Genomic DNA, 23,945 nt, shown 5'->3' with positions numbered 1-23,945 from the left:
TCGCAGACCCCGGGGCCGCGGGTGGGCTGCTTGCTCACATGACGACCGCGGTCGCTCCGTCGATGTCGACGACGTCGACGGACTGGCCGGGTTCGAAGATGGTGTCCGAGTCGAGGGTGCGGGCGGACCAGATCTCGCCGGCCAGCTTGATGCGGCCGCCGCTGCCGTCGACGCGTTCGAGTACGACGGCGGATCTGCCCTTCAACGCCTCGATGCCGCTGCGGTGTTGGGGCCGCTGGTCGCGGTGTCGGTTGGCGATCGGCCGGACGACGGCGATCAGCGCGACCGACACGATCACGAAGACCAGGACCTGGGCCACCACTCCCCCGCCGACCGCCGCGGTGACGGCGGCGGCCACCGCGCCGACGGCGAACATGCCGAACTCCGGCAGTGCGGTCAGGACGAGGGGGATGCCCAGTCCGACCGCGCCGATGAGCCACCACACCCATGCGTCGATGTCCACATGGTCATGGTAGGTCGGGTGGGCGCGGTCCGGACAGGGCGCGAACGGTTCGCGGAGGAGACGGCCTAGCGCAGGGGGAGGCCCTGGGCGGTCCAGCGGTCGTGTTCGTTGCGCTCGACGACCAGCGGGAGGCCGAAGCAGATGGAGAGGTTGCGGGAGGTCAGCTCCAGGTCGAGGGGACCGGCGGCGACGACCTTGCCCTGCCGGATCATCAGGACGTGCGTGAAGCCCGGCGCGATCTCCTCGACGTGGTGCGTCACCATGACCATGGACGGGGCGAGGGGGTCGCGGGCCAGGCGGCCGAGGCGGCGTACGAGGTCCTCGCGGCCGCCGAGGTCCAGGCCGGCGGCGGGCTCGTCGAGGAGCAGCAGCTCGGGGTCGGTCATCAGGGCGCGGGCGATCAGGGTGCGCTTGCGCTCGCCCTCGGAGAGGGTGCCGAACTTGCGGTCGAGGTAGTCCGACATGCCGAGGCGGTCGAGGAACGCGCGGGCGCGCTGCTCGTCGATGTCCTCGTACTCCTCGTGGAAGGTCGCGGTCATCCCGTAGGCGGCGGTGAGCACGGTCTGCAGGACGGTCTGCCGCTTCGGGAGCTTGTCGGCGAGCGCGATGCCGGCGACGCCGATGCGCGGGCGCAGCTCGAAGACGTCGCTGCCGGGCTTGCCGAGGGTGCTGCCGAGGATGGTGGCGGAGCCCTTGGTGGGGAAGAGGTAGCTGGAGGCGAGGTTCAGCAGCGTGGTCTTGCCGGCACCGTTGGGGCCGAGGATCACCCAGCGCTCCCCCTCCTTCACCGACCAGGAGACCTGGTCCACCAGCGCCCGGCCCTCGCGGACCACGGATACGTCCACCAGCTCCAGAACATCGCTCATGAGCGTGTTGTCACCCCTTGCAGTCACGGTTCTCTGTGCGCCGGCAGGCGCAGCCCCAGGGGAAAACCTACGCCACTCCCGGAGGGGTCCGGGCGCCAGGCCGGGTCCGGGGGCCGATCCGTAAAGTGGGGGGATGCTTTTCGAACCACGTTCAGGGCGGCTGGCCGCCTGGGGGAACGCTCTGCTGGCCGGTCTGGTCTCGCCCGACGAGGCGGCGCTGTCGATCGTGGGTGAGGACGCCGTGCACCGGGTGGCCGGGCTGCCGGGGGAAGCGGGGCCGGTCGGGCTCACGCTGGCCCTCGGGCGGCTGCGGGCGCTCGGGGTGAGCGGGCTGCGGGTGGCGCTGCCGGTGGCGGGGCATCCGCTGGGGCTGAGCGGGCCGCCGGAGTTCAACGCGCGGGCGCTGGAGGCCGAGGAGGCGGTGGTGTGCGCGGGGGCCGCGCTGGGTCTCGTACCGGAGGTCACGGAGGCTGGCCCGGCCGGCGACGTGCACGTCTCGGTGGTGTGGCACTGCCTGCCGGTGCGGGAGGCCCCGCCGGCGGACGTGCCCTCGCTCGGCGAGGCGGAGCGGGAGCTGGCCGAGGCGCTGCGCGAGGCGACGGTGGTGCTGACCCGGCTGGACGTGGCGGCGTCGGGGCCGGTGGCCGAGGCGGCGCTGTCGGCGTACCGGGCGCGGGCGGAGGCGGGGCGGGAGGTGCTGGCGCCCGGGTATCCGGCGCGGGCGGTGCGGGTGCTGGCGCTGGCGCAGCGGGTGGACCTGATGGTGTCGCTGGCGTACGAGCGCGGGCACGGGGGCGCGGTGGCGGCCTCCGAGATGGCGGCGCGGGCGGAGGCGCTGCGGCCGGTGGAGCGGGTGGCGCGGCGGGCGCTGGTCGCGGCGTACAACGCGGCGGTGGAGGAGCGGGGCCGGTAGCCTCCTGCGGCGCGCGAACGGCCCCGCTACCCCGGGGAGAGAGAGGGGGGAAGCGGGGCCGGTGGTGGCGCGGGTCAGGCGTTGACGCCGCTGTTGCCGAAGGCGGGGTTGAGCAGGCCGATCACGTTGACGGAGTTGCCGACCACGTTCACGGGGACGTGCACGGGGACCTGGAGCAGGTTCCCGGAGGCCACGCCGGGCGAGTTCAGGGCCTCGCCCTCCGCGGACGCACCGCCGTGCGCCGAGGAGACACCCGCGCCGGCGGCGACGAGGCCGCCCGCGATCATGGTGACGGCTGCGGCCTTCTTGAAGTTCTTCACGTTCTCGTCCTCCAGTACGTCTGCCGCGACCAGCCGTCGCGGCACGCCATGGAGAACGGCCGCGCCTCCCGTCGGGATACGCCATGTGGGCTACATACACCCGACCGTATGAATCTCAGCTGAGCCCATTACCCGACCCGCTGGTCCGTGATCCCGTGCCTGACCGCCCACAACGCGGCCTGTGTCCGGTCGGAGAGGTCGAGCTTCATCAGGATGTTCGAGACGTGCGTCTTGACCGTCTTCTCGGACAGGACGAGGGCCCGGGCGATCTCCCGGTTGGAGCGGCCGTCCGCGATGAGGCCCAGGACCTCGCGTTCGCGGTCGGTCAGCGCGCCGGGCCGGCCCGCCGGGGCTCCCCGGTCGTCCTGGGCCGCGAGCAGGGCCTCGGCCACCTCCGGCTGGAGCAGTACGTACCCCGCGTGCACGGAGCGGATGGCTCCGGCCAGGGCGTCGGGGTCGATGTCCTTGTAGACGTACCCGGCGGCGCCGGCCCGCAGGGCGGGGACCACGGTCCGCTGTTCGGTGAAGCTGGTGACGATCAGGACCCGGGCCGGGTTGCCCAGGTCCCGCAGCCGCCGCAGGGACTCGATGCCGTCGGTGCCCGGCATCTTGACGTCCATGAGGATCACGTCGGGCCGCAGCTCCTCGGCGCGGGCGGTGCCCTCCGATCCGTCGGCGGCCTCGCCGACCACCTCGATGTCCTCCTGGACCTCCAGGAAGGTGCGCAGGCCGCGCCGGACCACCTGGTGGTCGTCGACGAGCAGGACGCGGATCCGGCCGTGGCCGGGGGTGTCAGCCACCGGGGACCTCCATCTCGATCGTGGTGCCCGTACCGGGCTCCGAGCGGACTTCCAGCCGGCCTCCGGCCCCGGCAGCGCGGTCCCGCATGGAGACCAGTCCCAGGTGGCGGCCGGCCTTGCGGACGGTGGACGGGCAGAAGCCGCGGCCCCAGTCCCGTACGCGCAGCAGGGCACCCGCGCCCGGGGTCCGGGTGAGGGTGACCTCGACGCGGTCGGCCCCGGAGTGGCGCAGGGCGTTGTGGAGGGCCTCCTGGGCGACGCGCAGCAGCGCCTCCTCCTGGGCCGCGGGCAGGGCCCGTACGCCGTCACAGGTGAAGGTGACGCGCGCGGTGTGGGCGCGGTCCAGTACGCGGACGTGGTCGCGCAGGGTGGCGACGAGGCCGTCCTCGTCCAGTGCGGCCGGGCGCAGCTCGGTGACGGCGGCGCGCAGCTCGTCGGCGGCCTCCGCGGCGAGGGCGGCGACCTGCTGGAGCTCCCCCTTGGCGCGGGCCGGGTCGCGGTCCACGAGGGCGGCGGCGGCCTGGGCGGTCAGGCGCAGGGAGAACAGCTTCTGGCTGACGGCGTCGTGCAGCTCGTGGGCGAGGCGGGAGCGTTCCTCGGCGATGGTCAGCTCGCGGCTGCGCTCGTAGAGGCGGGCGTTGGTGAGGGCGATGGCGGCGTGCTGGGCGAGGAGGGAGAGGAGCTCCTCGTCCTCGTCGGTGAATCCCCGCTCGCCGCCGGGGGCGCCGCGTTTGTTCGCGAGGAAGAGGGCGCCGAGGTTCTCCTCCCCGTCCCGGATGGGCAGGCCGAGGAAGTCGGACAGCTCGGGGTGGGCGGCGGGCCAGCCCCCGAAGCGCGGGTCCTGGCGTACGTCGGCCAGCCGCTCGGGGGTCTCTTCGTGGAGCATCGCGGCGAGGATGCCGTGCTGTCGGGGCAGCGGGCCGATGCGGCGCCACTGCTCCTCGCTGATGCCGTCCACGACGAACTGGGCGAAGCCTCCGTGGTCGTCCGGGACGCCGAGGGCCGCGTACTCGGCGTCCAGCAGTTCGCGGGCGGAGGCGACGATCGTGCGCAGGACGTCGTGGACCTCCAGCCGGCGGCTCATGGCGAGCAGGGCGGTGCTGACGGCCGCCAGTCCTCCCGTAGCGGGTCCGTTGTGCATGGGGTCACCGTACCGGCGGCTCTGACCTGCGGGATCGGGCTTCGGGCGTAGGACCGGGGGCCGAGGGTGTACGGCCTGGGGAGGGGGCGGCGGGCCCGCTTCTCTGCCTTGGGGAGGAGGGCTGCCAGCGGGCGCCTCCTCCGAAAGGCGGAGCTCGGTCACCTATTGAATTGCGGTCGCAACTCTGGGTGAGACCGTTACGTGCCCGATGTGAGCCCGGGCATAGGACGCACATCACTTACGAAGCTGCGTAGTGGACGCGTAAAGGCCCTGTCAGTGCTGTTGCGCCTAGCGGCGGGGGACGAAATGCCACGTGGCCGGGGGGCCCTGATCCACTAAGCGGGATCGTACGTCACACCTTTGCCAGGCCATTTTGCCGCCGCTAAGAATGGCTGCCGTCGCACAGCGCCGCGGATCCCCGATCGTCGCGGCGCTTTCCTGCGGCCCCCGCTATTCGAAGAGGTTGCCCCGCATGTCTGCTTCCAGCACTCCCGGTCACAGTCGTCTGACGAAGGCGTACAAGCTGTCGATCGCCGGTGTCGCCACCCTCGGTGCCGCCGCCCTCGCCTTCTCCGTCGTCCCCGGCGGTACCGCCACCGCGGAGACGCAGACGATCTCGGCCGCTCCGGTTGCGTGGACCCAGTCGGTGCAGCAGCACGTCGGCGCCCAGCAGGTCGTCGCCGACCAGAAGGCCAAGGACGCGGCGAAGGCCAAGGCCGAGGCGCAGGCGAAGAAGGACCGCGAGGCCAAGGAGGCCGCCAGCCGTTCCGCGGCCCGCACCCCGGTCTTCGCGAACAACCTGGACGGCTGGATCAAGGAAGCCCTCTTCATTATGAAGAAGGAAGGCATCCCCGGCACCTACGCCGGTATCCACAAGAACATCATGCGTGAGTCCAGCGGCAACCCGATGGCGATCAACAACTGGGACATCAACGCCCAGAACGGCATCCCCAGCAAGGGTCTGCTCCAGGTCATCTACCCGACCTTCAAGACGTACCACGTCAAGGGCACCAAGTTCGACCAGTACGACCCGGTCGCGAACATCGTCGCCGCGTGCAACTACGCCGCCGACCGCTACGGCTCGATGGACAACGTGAACAGCGCCTACTAGGCGCCCCTCGTCCCCCCATGCGCCTCAGGGCGGCCCCCGGAGTTCCGGGTGCCGCCCTGAGGCGTTTCACGTGGGTGCCTGCGGTCCGGCTACTTGCGCATGACCTCGGGCTCGTGGCGGCGCAGCAGGCGGGCCACCACGAAGCCGCAGATCACACCGAGGAGCACCAGGACGGAGATGTCCAGGAACCACTGGCCGGCGGTGGGGTCCCACAGCGGGTCGGTGTTGGTCGGGTTCTCCGGGTCCCACGGCGCCATGAGCTTGCCGAGGTTCAGCGTGGTGCCGGCCGCGGCGACCGACCAGCGCGACGGCATCAGGTAGGCGAACTGCTCCAGCCCGATCTTGTCGTACAGCTGGAAGAGCACGCCGGTGAAGACGACCTGGATGATCGCGAACATGACGAGCAGCGGCATGGTCTTCTCGGCGGTCTTCACCAGCGAGGAGATCACCAGGCCGAACATCATCGCGGTGAAGCCGAGCGCGGTGACCGCGATGCACAGCTCGACGGCCGGGGACATGAACAGGCCCTCGGCGGGCAGCTTGCGCGGGGTGAAGGCGATCGCGCAGATGATCACACCCTGGATGGCCGTGATCACGCCGAGGACGATCACCTTCGACATGAGGTACGCGGACCGGGACAGGCCGGTCGCGCGCTCACGCTCGTAGATGACGCGTTCCTTGATCAGCTCACGGACCGAGTTGGCAGCGCCCGAGAAGCACATGCCGACCGCGAGGATCAGCATGATCGTGCCGGCGTCGCCGTTGAAGCGGGACGGCGCCACCGGCGGGGCCAGGCCGAACTTCGCGGGGATCAGCGTGGAGACGATGCCCAGGACCGCGGGCAGCAGCAGCATCAGGGCCAGGAAGCCCTTGTCGGAGACGATCACCGAGACGTAGCGGCGGATCAGCGTCCACAGCTGCGATCCGTAGCCCTGCGGCTTCGGCGGGTTCATCTGCTGCGGCGAGGGCATGGCCACGGACTGCGGCGCGACCGCGTCGAGGTCGGCGGCGTACAGCTGGTAGTGCTGCGAGCCCTTCCAGCGGCCGGCCCAGTCGTAGTCGCGGTAGTTCTCGAAGGCGGAGAACACGTCGGCCCAGGTGGTGTAGCCGAAGAAGTTCAGCGCCTCGTCCGGCGGGCCGAAGTAGGCGACGGACCCGCCCGGGGCCATGACCAGCAGCTTGTCGCAGAGGGCCAGCTCGGCGACGGAGTGGGTGACGACGAGGACCGTACGGCCGTCGTCGGCGAGCCCGCGCAGCAGCTGCATGACGTCGCGGTCCATGCCCGGGTCGAGGCCGGAGGTCGGCTCGTCCAGGAAGATCAGCGAGGGCTTGGTGAGCAGCTCCAGGGCCACGGACACGCGCTTGCGCTGACCACCCGAGAGCGAGGTGATCTTCTTGTCCTTGTGGATGTCGAGCTTGAGCTCGCGCAGCACCTCGTCGATGCGGGCGGCGCGCTCGGACTCGGCGGTGTCGCCCGGGAAGCGGAGCTTGGCCGCGTACTTCAGGGCGGTGCTGACCTTCAGCTCCTTGTGCAGGATGTCGTCCTGCGGGACCAGGCCGATGCGCTGGCGGAGCTCCGCGAACTGCTTGTACAGGTTGCGGTTGTCGTAGAGGACGTCGCCCTGGTCGGCGGGCCGGTAGCCGGTGAGCGCCTTCAGGAGGGTCGACTTGCCGGAGCCGGAGGGGCCGATGACGCCGATGAGCGACTTCTCCGGGACGCCGAAGGTGACGTCCTTGAGGATCTGCTTGCCGCCGTCGACCGTGACCGTGAGGTGGCGGGCCGAGAAGGAGACGTCACCGGTGTCGACGAACTCCTCGAGCCGGTCGCCGACGATCCGGAACGTCGAGTGGCCGACGCCGACGATGTCGTTCGGGCCGAGCATCGCGGTGCCGGACTTGGGAAGCGGCAGACCGTTGACGTAGGTGCCGTTGTGGCTGCCGAGGTCGTGGATCTCGAAGCGGCCGCCGGTGGAGCGGAACTCCGCGTGGTGGCGCGAGACCTGGAGGTCGGAGACGACGAGCTCGTTCTCCAGGGCACGGCCGATGCGCATGACGCGGCCGACGGCGATCTGGTGGAACGTCGTCGGGCTGCGGTGGTCGCTGTAGCCGGGGCCCGCGGACTGCGCGGGACCGCCCTGCTGCTGCGGCACGTACGGCTGCTGGTGCTGCTGCTGTTGCTGGTGCTGCTGTTGCTGCTGGGCCGGCTGGTCCCAGGCGGGCTGCTGCTGTTGCGGGGCCGGGGCCTGGTACGCCGGGGCCTGCGCCTGCTGCTGCGCCTGCGCGGCCGGGGCCTGGTAGGCCGGCTGCGGCGCGGCCGCAGCGGCCGCTGCGCTCGGATTCAGCCGCGGGCCGTCCGTCGCGTTGCCCAGGTGCACCGGCGTCCCGGGCACGAGTTCCGTCTGCTGGACCCGAGCGCCGTGCACGTAGGTGCCGTTGGTGCTGCCGTGGTCCTCGATGGCCCAACCCCGGCCGTTCCAGCTGATGGTGGCGTGCCGCCACGACACCCGGGCGTCGTCGATCACCATGTCTCCCTGGGGATCGCGCCCCAGCGAGTACGACCTGGACGGATCGAGCGTCCAAGTCCTTCCGTTCAATTCCAGTACGAGTTCCGGCACTCCAGCCCCACTTAAGTCCCCCGAGAATCTCCCCGACGTCAGGGAGTCCGACGTCAGGGAGTCTAGGGATGGCGAACATCCGGGGGAACTATTTCAGGCCTGCGGCCACATGTGGAATCGGGGCCTTCTCCAGGCGTCCGCGTACGGCTGTTGGCGGGGTCGAAAGTCACCCGGAGAGTGAGATACGGGACTTCTCGTCCGGCGGTCCCGCCGTATACGGCCGTCCGAACCGGTGCCGTGGCGCGGCGCGGCGCGGCCGGTCGGGGTGCCGCTGCGCGGGGCCGGCCCCTCCCCGCCCTTCCACCGTTCCTCCCCCAGCTACCGCTGGGAGGTGCCCCCAGGGGCTCCGCCCCGGACCCCGCCTCCTGGGCGGCTCCGCCCCCAGACCCCCAGCGCCTCAAACGCCGGCGCGTTCAGAATATGGGCGGGGGTCCGGGGGTGGGGGGTGGGGAAGATACGGTGTGGGCACCATGAGCGCTTCGCAGACCTCCGACGTCCCCACCCTCCTCGTCAAGATCTTCGGCAAGGACCGTCCCGGGATCACCGCCGGGCTGTTCGACACCCTCGCCGCCTACTCCGTCGATGTCGTCGACATCGAGCAGGTCGTCACCCGTGGCCGCATCGTCCTGTGCGTCCTCGTCACCAAGCCCACGGCCGGCTCCGAGGGCGAGCTGCGGGCCACCGTGCACAGCTGGGCCGAGTCGCTCAAGCTGCAGGCCGAGATCCTCTCCGGTACCGGTGACAACCGGCCGCGCGGCAGCGGCCGCTCCCACGTCACCGTCCTCGGGCACCCCCTCACCGCGGAGTCCACGGCCACCATCGCCGCCTCGATCACCTCGACCGGCGGCAACATCGACCGTATCTTCCGGCTCGCCAAGTATCCGGTGACGGCGGTCGAATTCGCCGTCTCCGGCGTCGAGACGGGTCCGCTGCGCACCGCCCTGGCCACCACCGCCGCGCAGATCGGCGTCGACGTGGCCGTGGTGTCGGCGGGGCTGCACCGCCGGGCGCAGCGGCTGGTGGTCATGGACGTGGACTCGACCCTGATCCAGGACGAGGTCATCGAGCTGTTCGCCGCGCACGCGGGCTGCGAGGCCGAGGTCGCCGAGGTGACCGAGCGGGCCATGCGCGGTGAGCTGGACTTCGAGCAGTCCCTGCACGCCCGGGTGGCGCTGCTGGCGGGGCTGGACGCGTCGGTGGTGGACAAGGTCCGTGCCGAGGTGCGGCTGACGCCCGGTGCCCGGACCCTGATCCGGACGCTGAAGACGCTGGGCTACCAGGTGGGTGTGGTCTCGGGCGGCTTCACGCAGGTGACGGACGACCTGCGGGAGCGGCTGGGGCTGGATTTCGCCTCGGCGAACACCCTGGAGATCGTCGACGGCAAGCTGACCGGCAAGGTCACCGGCGAGATCGTGGACCGGGCGGGCAAGGCCCGGCTGCTGCGCCGTTTCGCCGCCGAGGCCGGGGTGCCGCTGGCCCAGACGGTGGCGATCGGCGACGGCGCCAATGACCTGGACATGCTGAACGCGGCCGGGCTGGGTGTGGCCTTCAACGCCAAGCCGGTGGTCCGCGAGGCGGCTCACACCGCCGTGAACGTGCCCTTCCTGGACGCGGTGCTGTACCTGCTCGGCATCACGCGCGAGGAAGTCGAAGCGGCCGACCTGGCCTGAGGCCCCGCCGCGCAGGCGGTCCGCCCCGCACGCCCGGCCGGATTCCTCCGGCCGGGCGTGCGTCGTCCCTGGTCCGCGCGCGAGGCGGAGTCCAGGAGCCTGCGATCCGAACTGGCTTTCGGTCCCGTCCACTTGAGATCAATTCTCCGACCGCGCTGCCGGATCACGACAGCGCCGATCGGTCAGCCTTGATCGTTCAAGGGGACGACGATGACTCGCAGTGTGCTCATCACCGGAGGCTCGGGCGGCATCGGCCGCGCCTGCGTGGAGAGGTTCGCCTCGGAGGAGGACTGGACGGTCTGGTTCACCTACCGCAACGGACGGGAGCGGGCCGAGGAGCTGGTGCACGAGCTGGCCCTCACCGGCCGGGCCAAGGTCGAGGCCTTCCCCTTCAGCCAGGGGGACTGGGACGAGCACGAGCAGCTGCTCGAGCGGCTGCCGGGACCCGTCGACGTCCTGGTGAACAATGCCGCCGTCGGATCGAAGACCATCGAGCACTACACCGACGGCGGACCGCAGGACAAGGCAGCGGCCTTCTTCCAGATCAACGCGGTGGGCCCGCTCTGGCTCACCGAGCAGCTGCTGCCCGGGATGCTGGAGCGCGGCTTCGGAAAGATCATCAACATCTCCAGCGTGGGCGGCGGAATCTTCCAGTTCCCCGGCTTCCACCCCGCCGACGGAATGAGCAAGGCCGCTCTCACCTACATGACCCGCCACCTCGCCGCCGAGCTGGTGCACACCCCGGTCCAGGTCTTCGCCCTGTGCCCCGGCGCGGTCGAGACCACGATGTTCCAGGCCAGCACCCTGGACAAGCTCACGCCCGAGGAGCGGGCCGCCCTCTCGGCGCGGCTCCCCCAGGGGCGCCTGATCACCTCCCAGGAGATGGCGGAGCAGGTGTGGTGGCTGGCGGGCGCGCACTCCGCGCCCCTGCACGGCGCCGTCATCGACGCCTCCATGGGCCTCGGCGTGCACCCGGGCCTGCTCACCGGTGCCGGTGTCGACAGCGGGAGGGCCTGATGGTCTCCCGCCAGGCCGCCCGGCTCCTCGCCGACACCCCGGCGATCGCCGAGGCCCACTTCCGCGCCGAGGCCGAACCGTACGACGCGCGCACCCGCCCCGACGGCTACCTCAACCTGGGCACCGCCGAGAACCGGCTGCTCTGGGACCTGCTGGAGGGCCGGCTGGCCGCGCTGGCGCCCATGACCGAGGCCACCACCCGGTACGCGCCGCTGCACGGCACCGACGTACTGCGCGAGCGCGTGGCCGGGCTGCTCTCCGCGACCTGCCGTACCCCGCTGGACGCGGAGGACCTGGTGGTGATCAGCGGGGCGACCGGGGCGCTGGACGCCATCGCCTCCGTACTGTGCGACCCCGGCGAGGCCATCGTGGTGCCGGCCCCCTACTACGGGGCCTTCGACACCGATCTCGGCGGCCGTTCGGGCGCCGTGATCCTGCCCGCCCCGCTCTCCGCCGCCGACGGGTTCCGGCTGACGGCCGAAGCGGTCGACCGGGCTCTGAAGGAGGCCCGGTCGCGGGGGATCACCGTACGCGCCGTCGCGCTCTCCTCCCCCTCCAACCCCATCGGCGAGGTGCACCCGCCGGAGGTGCTCGCCGCCCTGCTGCGCGTGGTCCGCGCGCACGACGTGGACCTGATCTCCGACGAGATCTACGCCCACGCGGTCTTCGGCGAGCACGCCTTCACCAGCGCCGCCGACCCGGCCGTCAACCCCGACTGGGCCGAACGCACCCATGTGGTCTGGGGCTTCGCGAAGGACTTCGGGCTGCCCGGCCTGAAGACCGGCGTCCTGCACACCCGCGATCCCCGGGTACGGGCGGCCGCGCGGGCCATGGCCTACTTCGCGCCCGTCTCCACCGCCACCCAGGAGACCCTCGCCGGGCTGCTCGCCGATCCGGCGTGGGTGGCCTCCTTCCTCTCGGCGGGCCGGCGGCGGCTGGCCTCCTCGTACGAGCACCTCGTCGCCCTGCTGGAGGAGCACGGGATCCCGTACGCCCCGGCCGAGGCGGGGTTCTCCGTCTGGCTGGACCTCGGCCGGTGGCTGCCCGGCACCGGTTTCGAGGCCGAGGAGCTGCTGTGGCGGGAGCTGTTCGAGAAGGCGAAGGTCAGCATCCTGCCCGGCGGGGCGTTCCGTTCGCCCGAGCCCGGCTGGTTCCGGCTGTGCCACACCGTCGAGGCCCCGCTGGTCGCCGAGGCGGTCCGCCGGATCTCCGCCCACCTGGGCTCCCCCTCCTCCCCCTCCCCTTCTCCCATCGCATCGAACGGATCGCGCCCATGAGCACCGCCCCCGGCCCCCTCGACCGCTGGTACGAGACCGCCGGCGTACGCGGCGGAGTACGGCGGATCTTCCACGCCGAGGCGGAGCAGGGCCGGATCTTCTTCCCGGACGCCCTGGTCCCGCACCTGTCCCACCCCGAGGTGAAGGCGCTGGCCCCGCAGCGGGTCCGGGAGATCTCCGTACGGCACCTGTACCAGTTCCTGCACTCGACCACCCATCTGGAGACCCGGGTGGTCAACGGGGCCGCCGAACCGGTCGCCAACGGCAACTCCGGCCTGCACTTCCCCACCGCGCTGCGGATGGACGCCTTCAAGGTGTACTGCGACGAGGGCTACCACGCCCTGTACAGCCTCGACCTGGCCGACCAGGTGGCCGCCGTGACCGGCATCGCCGTACCGGACGTCGACTACGGCGGCTTCGTCACGGCGCTCCAGGACACGGGCCGGCGGCTGCTGCCCGAGGACCCGGTGCTGGCCGGGCAGTTGCAGGCGGTGGTCTTCGAGACGCTGATCACGGCCGTACTCAACGAGGTGCCGCAGGACCCGACCGTGGTGAGCACCGTGCGCGAGCTGATGCGCGACCACGCCAAGGACGAGGGGCGCCACCACCGCTTCTTCTCCGCGTTCTTCCTGGAGCTGTGGGCCCGGCTCGACGGGCGGCGCCGGGTGCTCGCGGCCCGTGCGCTGCCCGCCATGATCCGGGCGGCGCTCGACTGGGACCTGGAGCCGGTGCGGGTGTCGCTGCGGCTGGCGGGGCTGGACGACGACCGGGTCGAGGCCGTCCTCGCGGACAGCTACGGCGGCAGTGCGGGCGTGGACCGCATCCAGACGATCTCCCGTTCCACCCTGCGGCTGTGCGCCCAGGTCGGTGCCTTCGACCTGCCCGGTGTCACGGACGCGTTCGCCGCCCACGGACTGCGCGCACCGGAGGACATCGATGTCTGACGCCGTGACCTACTCCAACGCTGTGACCTACTCCAACTACTTGCGCCTGCCGGAGCTGCTGGCGCTCCAGGTGCCGCTGGCCGACGGGGTGGCCGACGAGCTGCTGTTCATCACCGTCCACCAGGTGCAGGAGCTGTGGTTCGGCCAGCTGCTGCGGGACCTGGGCGATGCCCGTGACCGGATGCTGGAGGGTGATCCGCGCGCGGCCCGGGCGAAGCTGGCGCGGGCCGTGGCCGTCACCCGGGCGTCGGTCTCCGCGATCCATCCGCTGCGGGCCATGCCGCCGCGGGAGTTCCACGCCTTCCGCGGGGCGCTGGGCGGCAGCAGCGGGCAGCAGTCCGCGCAGTACGTGGAGATCGCGGCGCTGTGCGGCGCCGACTGGGTGGGCGGGGAGTACGGCTCCCGGGTGATCTCCGGGCTGGGCCCGCAGGAGCGGGAGCGGCTGCGCGGGCGGCTCGGGGAGCCGACCCTGTGGGAGGCGTTCGTGGGACTGCTGTCCAAGGCCGGTTTCGCGGTGGCGACGCGGGAGGACCGCTGGGAGGCGTACGCGCGGCTCGCGGCGCGGCCGGAGGAGGGCGATCCGGCGGAGTGGGCCGGGCTGGCGGAGCTGGCCGAGGCGCTGGTCGACCACGACGAGATCTGGACCGAGTGGCGGGCCTGCCACGCCCTGCTGGTGGAGCGGCAGATCGGGGGGCGGCCGGGGACGGGCGGCAGCAGCGGGACGGCCCATCTGCGGGCTTCCGTGTACCGGCGCTTCTACCCGGAGCTGTGGGAGGCCCGGGAGGCGGGCCTCCCGGAGCTGCCGGCCCGGTGCCCGATGGGGTGAGCGCGTACGGGAGCCCGGGGCGCGGGCCCCGGGCTCCCGTACGGCGCTCAGTGCTCCTTGGGTGTCCAGTAGTCCAGCAGGGTGCCCACCCCGTGTTCCACGGACTTCCACGATCCGGTGAAGGAGAGGATGGCCAGCGCGGCGGTCGGGAAGCCCGTACGGGTCATCCGCGCCAGGGTGTCGCCCTCGGCGCGCCCGCAGAGGACGTCGGCCAGGGCGTGCATGCCGGGGTTGTGGCCGATGACGAGCAGGTCGGACACCTCGTCGGGGGTCTCGTTCAGCAGGGCGATGAGCTCGCCCGGGGAGGCGTCGTAGAGCCTCTCCTCGTACGTGGTCCTCGGCCGGTACGGGAGTTCCTGGACGGCGAGCTTCCAGGTCTCGCGGGTGCGGGCGGCGGTGGAGCAGAGGGCCAGGTCGAAGGTGATGCCGGTCTCGGCCAGCTTCAGTCCGACGGCGGGCGCGTCCTTGCGGCCGCGTTCCGCCAGCGGGCGGTCGTGGTCGGACACCTGCGGCCAGTCGGCCTTGGCGTGCCGGAGGAGGGCGATCCTGCGGGGTGTGTCGGCGCTCATGGCTCCCAGCTTCGCACGAAACGAGCCACGGGGCGCAGGGTGTTGAGGGGCCGTCCCCCGGTGCTGGGGCGCGCCCCGGCGCACGCGGGTCAGCCGACGGCGCGCAGCAGCTGCTGGGTGACCTGGACCAGCGCGGAGGCCTCTCCGGTGGCGGCGTGGGCCTGCCCGGAGCCGGCGAGGAGCAGCAGGAGGAGGCCGAAGGCGAGCGCGGGCAGGGCCAGCGCCCACCAGTGCAGCCGGGCCTCGCGGCCGGCAGTGCGGGGGCGGGGGCCGGGGATGTGCGTGGGGGCCGACATGGCCGCCTCCGTGGGTGCGCGGGTGGGACGGGCTCGCTCCTTCGAATCTATGGATCCGAAGGTGCGGTTCCCATCCGGGGCACACCCCAGTCGACCCTGAACCTGGCCCCCTAGGGGATGGTGGGGTTATCCCCACCGTGCCCGGGTGTCAGGGGGAGGCGATGGTCGCGATGACGGCGATGACCACGGTCACGAGGAGCATCGCGCCGAGCACGAGGCCGAGCTTCTTGTGGCCGTTCTGGGGGTTGGGTTCGAGTACGGGCGACATGCCGTTCAGTCTCGCATGCCGCATTCGTCCTCGATCGTGCGGTCCCGCCCGGCCAGGACGCCGAGGGCGATCTGCGGGACGAGCAGGCCCGCCATCAGGGCCAGCGGCAGGTCCCAGCCGCCGCTGTGCTGGTAGAGGGTGCCGATGACCAGCGGTCCGGGGATGGAGATGAGGTAGCCGGTGCTCTGGGCGAAGGCGGAGAGCTTGACGACCCCGGCCGGGGACTTGGCGCGCAGCCCGATCATCGTGATGACCAGGGGGAAGGCGCAGTTGGAGATGCCGAGCAGCAGGGCCCATGCCCAGGCTCCGGCGGCGGGGGCGAAGTAGAGGCCGAGGTAGCCGGCGAGGCCGAAGGCGCCGAGGACGGCGGCGATGGGGCCCTGGTGGCGCATCCGTCCGGCGAGGCCGGGGATGACGAAGGCGAGGGGGACGCCCATGACCATGGTGACGGCGAGCAGGACTCCGGCGGTGGAGGCGGAGACCCCGGCGTCGCGGAAGATCTGCGGGAGCCAGCCCATGGTGACGTAGGCGCCGGTGGCCTGGAGGCCGAAGTAGCAGGCGAGGGCCCAGGCGGTGCGGCTGCGGACCACGGAGGGGCCGGGGTCCTCGGTGGTGGCGGCGGGCGCCGCTGCCTTCTCGCGGCGGCTGGCGGCGGCGATGGGCAGCCAGGGCAGTACGGCGGCCACGGCGAGGGCGGCCCAGATCAGCAGGCCGGTGCGCCAGCTGCCGCCGAGGGCGTCGGTCAGCGGGACGGTCGCGGCGGCGGCGAGGGAGGTGCCGGCGGCCAGCGCCATGGAGTAGAGGCCGGTCATGGTGCCGACCCGGTCCGGGAAGTGGCGCTTGACGATCACCGGGAGCAGCACGTTGGTCAGGGCTATGCCGGCCAGGGACAGGGCGCTGGCGGCGAGGAATCCGGCGGCGTCGTCCGCGAAGGGGCGGATCAGCAGGCCGGTGGCGACGGCGGCCATGCCGGCGCAGACGACGGCGGCCGGGCCGAAGCGGCGGGAGAGCCGGGGCGCGGTGACGCCGAAGACGGCGAAGCAGAGGGCGGGGACCGAGGTGATGAGCCCGGCGACGGCGCCGCTCATGTGGAGGCCGGTGCGGGCCTCCTCGAAGAGGGCTCCGAGGCTGGTGATGGCGGGCCGCAGGTTGAGGGCGGCCAGCACGATGCCGACGATGAGCACCGGCCCCAGCCACGTGGGGGCGGTCTGGGCGGGGGTGGGGGCGGGCCGGGCGGCGGAGCCGCGCACGACCGCGGGGCGGTTCATGGTCTGGATGTCTTCGTCGGGCATCCAGCCATCATAGAATCATGGGATGATTGGTTGTCCAGTCTTGCCCGGTCTCGTCCAGTCGACCTCGAGGGGATTCCACCCGCCATGCCGCTGACCTCGCCCCGGCGATCCGCGCTCGTCGATCAGGTGATCGCCCAGCTGAGGAACCAGATCACGTCCGGTGAATGGCCGGTCGGGAGCCGGATCCCCACCGAGCCCGAGCTGGTGGAGCTGCTGGGCGTCGCCCGCAACACCGTGCGGGAGGCGGTCCGCGCCCTCGCGCACAACGGGCTCCTGGACATCCGCCAGGGTTCGGGTACGTACGTGATCGCCACCAGCGAGCTGGCCGGGGTGATGCACCGGCGCTTCGCGGGGGCGGACCCCCGGCACATCGCGGAGCTGCGCTCGACCCTGGAGTCCTCGGCGGCCCGGCTGGCCGCGGAGCGGCGGACCGGGCGGGACCTCGTACAGCTGGACGCGCTGCTGGCGCGGCGCGAGGAGGCGTGGGAGAGGGGGGACGCGGAGCTGTTCGTGGCGGCGGACGTGAGCCTGCACATGGCGGTGGTGACGGCCTCGCACAACGAGGTGCTGATCGAGCTGTACGCGGACCTCGGCGACCTGGTGGCGGACTGGCTGCGGGCGGACGTCGGCACCGAGCTGCACGCGGCGGACCACCTGGACCACGCCCGGCTGATCGAGGCGATCCGGCGCGGGGACGCGGACACGGCCGCGGCGGAGGCGGCGGGCTACCCGTTCGTCTGCATGGGCAGGGGTTCCCGCTAGACCGTCAGGGCACGTCGGCCGTTCAGGGGGTGCGCTGGTGGCTGACCCAGGCCGTGCGGACCTCCTTCCAGCACCGGCCGGTGAGCCGGGTCCGGCCGGCCGGGTCCAGGGGCACGAGGGCGCCGTCCCCGTCGACGTCCCACCAGCGCTCGCACTCCACGTGCAGCCGGAGCAGGTCGGTCTCGGGGTAGGCGTTGTGGCAGGTCGCGACCACCGTCGAGCCGGTGATCTCGGTGTCGCAGTCGGAGCCGAAGAGCTCCCGGGCGGCGGGGCGCGGGGGCTGTACGGGTGGTTCGGCGGGGATGTCGGCGAGGTTCACGACGGCCCGGGCCGCCGCTTCGGGGCCGGACGCCGGTTCCCGTTCGCCGGGCTGGGCGGCGGCTCCCGGACCCAGGAGAGCGGTCAGGACCACTGAGGTGACCAGCAGCGATACCGCTCGGCTCGGCCTCGCGCGCACGCCCGTACCTCCTCCCCGAACGCGCCGGGAAGATCCCGACGTGGTCATTTTGCAGCCATCTGTCCTGGTTTTCGACTCGGGAAGATCCGGTCGGACGTCGAAAATCAGATCGAACGGGGCCGGGCGAGGGCCTTACGGCTGCCGCCGCGGCGCGCGAAAACGGCGGTGGCCGCGCCTTCCGGGAGGAAGGCGCGGCCACCGCCGTACGGAGCCGGTCCGGGGATCAGGCACCCATCGCGTGCAGGCCGCCGTCCACGTGGACGATCTCGCCGGTGGTCTTCGGGAACCAGTCCGACAGCAGGGCCACGACGCCCTTGCCGGTCGGCTCCGGGTCGCTCATGTCCCACTCCAGCATGGAGCGGGAGTTCCAGACGTCCGCCAGCTCGCCGAAGCCCGGGATGGACTTCGCGGCCATGGAGCCGATCGGACCGGCCGAAACCAGGTTGCAGCGGATGTTCTCCTTGCCCAGGTCGCGGGCGAGGTAGCGGCTGGTGGCCTCCAGGGCGGCCTTGGCCGGGCCCATCCAGTCGTACTGCGGCCACGCGAACTGCGCGTCGAAGGTGAGGCCGACGATGGCCGCGCCCTCCGCCGGGAACAGCGGCTTGCAGGCCATGGCCAGCGACTTCAGCGAGAACGCCGAGACGTGCATGGCGGTGGCCACCGACTCGAACGGGGTGTTCAGGAAGTTGCCGCCGAGGGCGTCCTGCGGGGCGAAGCCGATCGAGTGGACGACGCCGTCGAGGCCGCCGAGCTCGTCGCGGACGAGGCCCTCCAGTCGGGCCAGGTGCTCGTCGTTGGTGACGTCGAGCTCGATGACCTTGACCGGCTTGGGCAGCTTCTTGGCGATGCGCTCGGTCAGCGACGGGCGCGGCCACGCGGTGAGGATGACCTCGGCGCCCTGCTCCTGGGCCAGCCTGGCGGTGTGGAAAGCGATGGACGACTCCATCAGCACCCCGGTGATGAGGATGCGCTTGCCCTCGAGAATTCCGCTCATGGTGATCAGTGACCCATGCCCAATCCGCCGTCAACGGGAATGACGGCTCCGGTGATGTACGCGGCGTCGTCGGACGCCAGGAAGCTCACGGCTGCCGCGATCTCCTCGGGCTGCGCGTAGCGGGCGAGCGGGACGTTCGCCACGATGCCCGCGCGCTGCTCGTCGGTGAGCACCTTCGTCATGTCGGTGTCCACGAAGCCGGGGGCGACCACGTTGAAGGTGATGTTGCGGGAGCCCAGCTCACGGGCCAGCGAGCGGGCGAAGCCCACCAGCGCGGCCTTGGAGGCGGCGTAGTTGGCCTGGCCGGCCGAGCCCAGCAGGCCCACGACCGACGAGATCAGGACCACGCGGCCCTTCTTCGCCCGGAGCATGCCCCGGTTGGCGCGCTTGACCACGCGGAAGGTGCCCGTGAGGTTGGTGTCGACGACGGACGCGAAGTCCTCCTCGGACATCCGCATCAGCAGGGTGTCCTTGGTGATGCCGGCGTTGGCCACCAGCACCTCGACCGCGCCGTGCTTGTCCTCGATCTCCTTGTAGGCCTGCTCCACCTGCTCGGAGTCGGTGATGTCGCAGCGCACCGCCAGTACACCGAGCGAGGTGAGCTCCTGCGGAGGCTCGCCCGAGCGGTACGTGATGGCGACCTTGTCGCCGGCCTGTGCGAAGGCGCGGGCGATGGCGAGGCCGATGCCCCGGTTTCCTCCGGTGACGAGAACCGAGCGGCTCAACGGATCACCCTTTCGCTAGCTGTCTGAGTACCAAAAACCTATAGGCCGGGCACGACATCCGGAGAATCGGGCTCCGACAGGGCCTCACGACGGGCTCTGTCGAGTCCCTACAGAAAGATGTAGGCACACAAGCCCCGGGCGCGACATGATCGGGGCGACCGGCCCCGACCCCGGGAGGACTTCCGTGGCCCATTCCATCGACGCGGCTTTCACCGCGCTGCCCCTGCGGGCGCTCGCCGACGCGGCGCTCGCCCGGGCCCGCGCGCTGGGCGCCGACCATGCCGACTTCCGGCTGGAGCGGATCCGCAGCGCCTCCTGGCGGCTGCGGGACGCCAAACCCTCCGGCGGCTCCGACACCACCGACCTCGGCTACGCGGTCCGGGTGGTGCACGGGGGCAGCTGGGGCTTCGCCTCCGGTGTGGACCTCACCATGGACGCCGCGGCCAAGGTGGCCTCGCAGGCCGTGGCCATGGCGAAGCTGTCCGCCCAGGTGATCAAGGCCGCCGGCTCGGACGAGCGGGTCGAGCTGGCCGAGGAGCCGGTGCACGCCGACCGGACCTGGATCTCCGCCTACGACGTGAACCCCTTCGAGGTGCCGGACGCCGAGAAGTCGGCCCTGCTCGCGGACTGGAGCTCGCGGCTGCTGGCGGCCGAGGGCGTCGCGCACGTGGACGCCTCGCTGCTCGCCGTCCACGAGAACAAGTTCTACGCCGACACCGCGGGCACCTCGACCACCCAGCAGCGCGTGCGCATCCACCCGCAGCTCACCGCGGTCGCCGTCAACGGCACCACCGGCGAGTTCGACTCCATGCGCACGATCGCCCCGCCCGCCGGGCGCGGCTGGGAGTACCTGACCGGCACCGGCTGGGACTGGAACGCCGAGCTGGAGCAGATCCCCGCCCTCCTCGCCGAGAAGATGCGGGCCCCCAGCGTCGAGGCGGGGCGCTACGACCTGGTCGTGGACCCGTCCAACCTGTGGCTCACCATCCACGAGTCCATCGGCCACGCCACCGAGCTCGACCGGGCGCTGGGCTACGAGGCGGCGTACGCGGGGACCTCCTTCGCCACCTTCGACCAGCTGGGCAAGCTCAAGTACGGCTCCTCGATCATGAACGTGACCGGTGACCGCACGGCGGAGCACGGCCTGGCCACCATCGGGTACGACGACGAGGGCGTCGAGGCGCAGAGCTGGGACCTGGTCAAGGACGGCACCCTGACCGGCTACCAGCTGGACCGGCGGATCGCGAAGCTGACCGGCCTCGGGCGCTCCAACGGCTGCTCCTACGCCGACTCCCCCGGGCACGTGCCCGTGCAGCGGATGGCGAACGTCTCGCTCCAGCCGGATCCGGGCGGGCTGTCCACCGAGGACCTGATCGGCGGGGTGGAGCGCGGGATCTACGTCGTCGGCGACCGCTCCTGGTCGATCGACATGCAGCGCTACAACTTCCAGTTCACCGGGCAGCGCTTCTTCCGGATCGAGAACGGCAAGCTGGCCGGGCAGCTGCGCGACGTCGCGTACCAGGCCACGACCACCGAGTTCTGGGGCTCGATGGAGAAGATCGGCGGCCCGCAGACCTATGTCCTGGGCGGCGCCTTCAACTGCGGGAAGGCCCAGCCGGGCCAGGTCGCGGCGGTCTCCCACGGCTGTCCGTCCGCCCTGTTCCGCAACGTGAACATCTTGAACACCACCCAGGAGGCCGGACGCTGATGTCGATTCGTACGAAGCCCCACGAGATCGTCGAGCGGGCCCTGGAGCTGTCCACCGCCGACGGCTGCGTCGTCATCGCGGACGAGGAGTCCAGCGCGAACCTGCGCTGGGCCGGCAACGCGCTCACCACCAACGGCGTCACCCGCGGCCGGACCCTGACGGTCATCGCCACGGTCGGCGGCAGGGAGGGAACGGCCTCGGGGGTCGTCTCGCGCTCCGCCGTCACGGCCGCCGACCTGGAGCCGCTGGTACGGGCCGCCGAGGCGGCCGCGCGCTCCGCCGCGCCCGCCGAGGACGCCCAGCCGCTGGTGACGGGCACCCCGGCCTCCCCGGACTTCCGCGACGCCCCGGCCGAGACCTCCTCGGCGGTGTTCGCGGACTTCGCCCCCGCCCTGGGCGAGGCCTTCGCCCGCGCCCGCGCGGGCGGCCGGGAGCTGTACGGCTTCGCCAACCACGAGCTGACCACCACGTACGTCGGCACCTCGACCGGCCTGCGGCTGCGCCACGACCAGCCGAACGGCACCCTGGAGCTCAACGCGAAGTCCCCGGACCGCTCCCGCTCCGCCTGGGCCGGCCGGGCCACCCGCGACTTCAAGGACGTGGACCCCACCACCCTGGACGCGGAGCTGGCCGTACGCCTGGGCTGGGCCGAGCGGAAGGTCGAACTGCCCGCCGGACGGTACGAGACCCTGCTGCCGCCGACCGCGGTGGCCGACCTGCTGATCTACCAGATGTGGTCGGCGGCGGCCCGGGACGCGGTGGAGGGCCGGACGGTCTTCTCCAAGCCCGGCGGCGGCACCCGGATCGGGGAGCGGCTCTCCGAGCTGCCGCTGACCCTGCGCAGCGACCCGAACGCGCCGGGCCTGGAGTCCGCGCCGTTCGTGATCGCGCACAGCTCGGGCGACGACGCCTCGGTCTTCGACAACGGCCTGCCGGTACCGGCGACGGAGTGGATCCGGGGCGGCGAGCTGGCCCGGCTGACCACGACCCGGCACACCTCCGCCCTGACCGGGCTGCCGCTGTCCCCCTCCTTCGGGAACCTGATCCTGGACGGGGGCGGCGACAAGTCGCTGGAGGAGATGGTGGCGGGCACCGAGCGGGGTCTGCTGCTGACCTGCCTCTGGTACATCCGCGAGGTCGACCCGGCCACCCTGCTGCTCACGGGCCTGACCCGGGACGGGGTCTACCTGGTGGAGAACGGGCAGGTCACGGGCGAGGTGAACAACTTCCGGTTCAACGAGTCGCCGGTGGACCTGCTGTCGCGGGCCTCGGAGGCCGGACGGACCGAGAAGACCCTGCCGCGCGAGTGGGGCGACTGGTTCACCCGGGCCGCGATGCCCGCTGTCCGCATCCCGGACTTCAACATGAGTTCGGTCAGCAAGGGCGTCTGATCCACCTAGACTGAGCTCGGCATTTTCGGACATCGTGAGGAGTCGAGAAACCGTGACGGACATCGTCGACGAACTGAAGTGGCGCGGGCTGTTCGCCCAGTCCACCGACGAAGAAGCGCTGCGCAAGGCGTTCGCGGACGGTCCGGTCACCTTCTATTGCGGCTTCGACCCGACCGCGGCCTCGCTGCACGTGGGACACCTGGTGCAGGTGCTCACCGTGCGCCGGCTCCAGCTGGCCGGACACCGGCCGCTGGCGCTGGTCGGCGGGGCCACCGGGCAGATCGGCGACCCGCGCCCGACCGCCGAGCGCACCCTGAACGACCCGGAGACGGTCGCGAACTGGGTGACCCGGCTGCGTACGCAGATCGAGCCGTTCCTGTCCTTCGAGGGCGAGAACGCCGCGGTCATGGTCAACAACCTGGACTGGACGGCGGGCCTGTCCGCCATCGAGTTCCTGCGGGACATCGGCAAGCACTTCCGCGTCAACAAGATGCTGACGAAGGACTCGGTCGCCAAGCGGCTGGAGTCCGAACAGGGCATCAGCTACACGGAGTTCAGCTACCAGCTGCTCCAGGGCATGGACTTCCTGGAGCTGTACCGGCGCTACGGCTGCGTGCTCCAGCAGGGCGGCTCCGACCAGTGGGGCAACCTGACGGCCGGCCTCGACCTGATCCACCGGGTCGAGCCGGGCGCGCACGTGCACGCGATGGCGACCCCGCTGATGGTCAAGGCGGACGGCACCAAGTTCGGCAAGTCCGAGAGCGGCGCCGTCTGGCTCGACCCGGAGATGACCACCCCGTACGCCTTCTACCAGTTCTGGCTGAACGTGGACGACCGGGACATCTCCACCTACATGCGGATCCTGTCCTTCAAGTCCCGTGAGGAGCTGGAGGAGCTGGAGGCGCAGACCGCGGAGCGTCCGCAGGCGCGGGCCGCCCAGCGGGCGCTGGCGGAGGAGCTGACCACGCTGGTGCACGGCGCGGACCAGTGCGCCGCCGTGATCGCCGCGTCGAAGGCCCTGTTCGGCCAGGGCGAGCTGGCGGAGCTGGACGAGGCCACCCTGGTCGCGGCCCTCTCCGAGCTGCCGCACGCCCGGGTCGCCGAGCTGGGCCCGGTCGTGGACCTGTTCGCGGAGACCGGCCTGGTCGCCAGCAAGTCGGCCGGCCGCCGGACCGTGAAGGAGGGCGGCGCCTACGTGAACAACGCGAAGGTCACCGCCGAGGACGCCGTCCCCGCCCGGGAGGACCTGCTGCACGGGCGCTGGCTGGTGCTGCGCCGCGGCAAGAAGAACCTGGCCGCGGTGGAGGTCACCGGCGCCTGACGGGCGCGAAGGCGAGGGGCCGGCGCGGACGCGAAGTCCGCACCGGCCCCTTCGTCATGGGTGGAGCGGCGCTCGCGGGCCGCTCTAGGCCCTGTCGTCAAAGTCCCTCCCCCAGCTACCGCTGGGAGGTGCCCCCAGGCCCGCGACGCCCGGCACCGCACCTCGCCGCGTTGTCGGAGCACCCAAGTACGTCCAGTAC

The 23,945-nt window shown here is 71.9% G+C and carries 24 protein-coding genes; 11 read left to right on the top strand and 13 right to left on the bottom strand.

All coding sequences use genetic code 11. The features are described 5' to 3' along the window. Positions 1 to 34 precede the first annotated feature (34 nt). Both OOK34_RS22055 and OOK34_RS22050 read right to left on the bottom strand, forming a co-directional pair. On the bottom strand, positions 35 to 463 hold the full coding sequence (locus tag OOK34_RS22055) for an NfeD family protein (RefSeq protein WP_267035583.1): 429 nt from the start codon (positions 461 to 463) through the stop codon (positions 35 to 37). A 65-nt stretch (positions 464 to 528) separates the two neighbouring features. Then, positions 529 to 1,329: an ABC transporter ATP-binding protein gene (locus OOK34_RS22050; RefSeq protein WP_267035582.1), complete on the bottom strand. Its 801-nt coding sequence runs from the start codon at positions 1,327 to 1,329 to the stop codon at positions 529 to 531. Positions 1,330 to 1,462: 133 nt separating this feature from the next. Here OOK34_RS22050 and OOK34_RS22045 point away from each other — a divergent pair, with 133 nt between their 5' ends. Beyond that, entirely contained in the window at positions 1,463 to 2,242 is a 780-nt protein-coding gene (locus tag OOK34_RS22045; protein WP_267035581.1) for a hypothetical protein, read from the top strand. A 74-nt stretch (positions 2,243 to 2,316) separates the two neighbouring features. On the opposite strand, the gene OOK34_RS22040 is transcribed toward OOK34_RS22045, so the two are convergent. From OOK34_RS22040 to OOK34_RS22030, 3 genes are all read right to left on the bottom strand, one after another. Then, positions 2,317 to 2,562 carry a chaplin gene (locus tag OOK34_RS22040; RefSeq protein ID WP_323183491.1) on the bottom strand — a complete coding sequence of 82 codons (246 nt, stop codon included), beginning with the start codon at positions 2,560 to 2,562 and terminating at the stop codon, positions 2,317 to 2,319. Positions 2,563 to 2,690: 128 nt separating this feature from the next. Then, on the bottom strand, positions 2,691 to 3,362 hold the full coding sequence (locus OOK34_RS22035) for a response regulator transcription factor (protein ID WP_267035580.1): 672 nt from the start codon (positions 3,360 to 3,362) through the stop codon (positions 2,691 to 2,693). Next, positions 3,355 to 4,503, bottom strand: coding sequence for a GAF domain-containing sensor histidine kinase (locus OOK34_RS22030; RefSeq protein ID WP_267035579.1), 1,149 nt, complete (start codon positions 4,501 to 4,503; stop codon positions 3,355 to 3,357). The genes OOK34_RS22035 and OOK34_RS22030 overlap by 8 nt, the downstream gene beginning before the upstream one ends. Before the next feature lie 472 nt (positions 4,504 to 4,975). Between OOK34_RS22030 and OOK34_RS22025 the strand changes: the two genes are divergently transcribed. Further along, complete coding sequence (locus OOK34_RS22025) at positions 4,976 to 5,614, top strand: transglycosylase SLT domain-containing protein (RefSeq protein ID WP_267035578.1); 639 nt, start codon at positions 4,976 to 4,978, stop codon at positions 5,612 to 5,614. 89 nt (positions 5,615 to 5,703) lie between these two features. On the opposite strand, the gene OOK34_RS22020 is transcribed toward OOK34_RS22025, so the two are convergent. Continuing rightward, a complete protein-coding gene (locus OOK34_RS22020; protein WP_267035577.1) occupies positions 5,704 to 8,229 on the bottom strand; it encodes an FHA domain-containing protein in 2,526 nt (841 codons plus the stop codon). Positions 8,230 to 8,699: 470 nt separating this feature from the next. On the opposite strand from OOK34_RS22020, the gene serB reads away from it, so the two are divergent. From serB to OOK34_RS21995, 5 genes are all read left to right on the top strand, one after another. Then, on the top strand, positions 8,700 to 9,899 hold the full coding sequence (gene serB, locus OOK34_RS22015) for a phosphoserine phosphatase SerB (protein WP_267035576.1): 1,200 nt from the start codon (positions 8,700 to 8,702) through the stop codon (positions 9,897 to 9,899). Between the two features lie 210 nt (positions 9,900 to 10,109). Next, positions 10,110 to 10,916: an SDR family NAD(P)-dependent oxidoreductase gene (locus OOK34_RS22010; RefSeq protein ID WP_267035575.1), complete on the top strand. Its 807-nt coding sequence runs from the start codon at positions 10,110 to 10,112 to the stop codon at positions 10,914 to 10,916. After that, entirely contained in the window at positions 10,916 to 12,193 is a 1,278-nt protein-coding gene (locus OOK34_RS22005; protein WP_267035574.1) for an aminotransferase class I/II-fold pyridoxal phosphate-dependent enzyme, read from the top strand. Before OOK34_RS22010 ends, OOK34_RS22005 begins: the two co-directional genes overlap by 1 nt. Continuing rightward, a complete protein-coding gene (locus tag OOK34_RS22000; RefSeq protein ID WP_267035573.1) occupies positions 12,190 to 13,137 on the top strand; it encodes a diiron oxygenase in 948 nt (315 codons plus the stop codon). The genes OOK34_RS22005 and OOK34_RS22000 overlap by 4 nt, the downstream gene beginning before the upstream one ends. Then, positions 13,130 to 13,963, top strand: a complete 834-nt coding sequence (locus OOK34_RS21995; RefSeq protein ID WP_267035572.1) for a tryptophan 2,3-dioxygenase family protein — start codon at positions 13,130 to 13,132, stop codon at positions 13,961 to 13,963. Before OOK34_RS22000 ends, OOK34_RS21995 begins: the two co-directional genes overlap by 8 nt. Positions 13,964 to 14,010: 47 nt before the next feature. On the opposite strand, the gene OOK34_RS21990 is transcribed toward OOK34_RS21995, so the two are convergent. The 4 genes from OOK34_RS21990 to OOK34_RS21975 all read right to left on the bottom strand — a co-directional run bounded on the left by OOK34_RS21990 (position 14,011) and on the right by OOK34_RS21975 (position 16,388). Then, complete coding sequence (locus OOK34_RS21990; protein WP_267035571.1) at positions 14,011 to 14,532, bottom strand: histidine phosphatase family protein; 522 nt, start codon at positions 14,530 to 14,532, stop codon at positions 14,011 to 14,013. A gap of 89 nt (positions 14,533 to 14,621) precedes the next feature. Further along, positions 14,622 to 14,828, bottom strand: a complete 207-nt coding sequence (locus tag OOK34_RS21985; protein WP_267035570.1) for a hypothetical protein — start codon at positions 14,826 to 14,828, stop codon at positions 14,622 to 14,624. 148 nt (positions 14,829 to 14,976) lie between these two features. Further along, positions 14,977 to 15,096, bottom strand: coding sequence for an SGM_5486 family transporter-associated protein (locus OOK34_RS21980; protein WP_260618654.1), 120 nt, complete (start codon positions 15,094 to 15,096; stop codon positions 14,977 to 14,979). A gap of 5 nt (positions 15,097 to 15,101) precedes the next feature. Then, positions 15,102 to 16,388: an MFS transporter gene (locus OOK34_RS21975; protein ID WP_267035569.1), complete on the bottom strand. Its 1,287-nt coding sequence runs from the start codon at positions 16,386 to 16,388 to the stop codon at positions 15,102 to 15,104. A gap of 84 nt (positions 16,389 to 16,472) precedes the next feature. Here OOK34_RS21975 and OOK34_RS21970 point away from each other — a divergent pair, with 84 nt between their 5' ends. After that, on the top strand, positions 16,473 to 17,150 hold the full coding sequence (locus tag OOK34_RS21970) for a FadR/GntR family transcriptional regulator (protein ID WP_267035568.1): 678 nt from the start codon (positions 16,473 to 16,475) through the stop codon (positions 17,148 to 17,150). Between the two features lie 22 nt (positions 17,151 to 17,172). Here OOK34_RS21970 and OOK34_RS21965 read toward each other — a convergent pair whose 3' ends face one another. The 3 genes from OOK34_RS21965 to fabG form a co-directional block, all read right to left on the bottom strand. After that, complete coding sequence (locus OOK34_RS21965) at positions 17,173 to 17,469, bottom strand: hypothetical protein (RefSeq protein WP_267036859.1); 297 nt, start codon at positions 17,467 to 17,469, stop codon at positions 17,173 to 17,175. A gap of 361 nt (positions 17,470 to 17,830) precedes the next feature. Beyond that, entirely contained in the window at positions 17,831 to 18,601 is a 771-nt protein-coding gene (gene fabI / locus OOK34_RS21960; protein ID WP_267035567.1) for an enoyl-ACP reductase FabI, read from the bottom strand. 5 nt (positions 18,602 to 18,606) lie between these two features. Then, positions 18,607 to 19,326, bottom strand: coding sequence for a 3-oxoacyl-[acyl-carrier-protein] reductase (gene fabG / locus OOK34_RS21955; protein WP_267035566.1), 720 nt, complete (start codon positions 19,324 to 19,326; stop codon positions 18,607 to 18,609). A gap of 184 nt (positions 19,327 to 19,510) precedes the next feature. Here fabG and OOK34_RS21950 point away from each other — a divergent pair, with 184 nt between their 5' ends. The 3 genes from OOK34_RS21950 to tyrS are packed head-to-tail and all read left to right on the top strand — an operon-like array spanning position 19,511 to position 23,746. Then, positions 19,511 to 21,034: a TldD/PmbA family protein gene (locus OOK34_RS21950; RefSeq protein WP_267035565.1), complete on the top strand. Its 1,524-nt coding sequence runs from the start codon at positions 19,511 to 19,513 to the stop codon at positions 21,032 to 21,034. After that, complete coding sequence (locus OOK34_RS21945; protein ID WP_267035564.1) at positions 21,034 to 22,425, top strand: metallopeptidase TldD-related protein; 1,392 nt, start codon at positions 21,034 to 21,036, stop codon at positions 22,423 to 22,425. The genes OOK34_RS21950 and OOK34_RS21945 overlap by 1 nt, the downstream gene beginning before the upstream one ends. Before the next feature lie 52 nt (positions 22,426 to 22,477). Continuing rightward, the gene (gene tyrS / locus OOK34_RS21940; RefSeq protein WP_267035563.1) at positions 22,478 to 23,746 is read left to right on the top strand and encodes a tyrosine--tRNA ligase; all 1,269 of its coding nucleotides are present in this window, start codon (positions 22,478 to 22,480) and stop codon (positions 23,744 to 23,746) included. Positions 23,747 to 23,945 lie beyond the last annotated feature (199 nt).

The organism is Streptomyces sp. NBC_00091, from assembly GCF_026343185.1.
Taxonomy (GTDB): Bacteria; Actinomycetota; Actinomycetes; order Streptomycetales; family Streptomycetaceae; genus Streptomyces.
The sequence above is the reverse complement of the archived record's forward strand: the minus strand, read 5'-3'. Positions and strand labels throughout refer to the sequence as shown.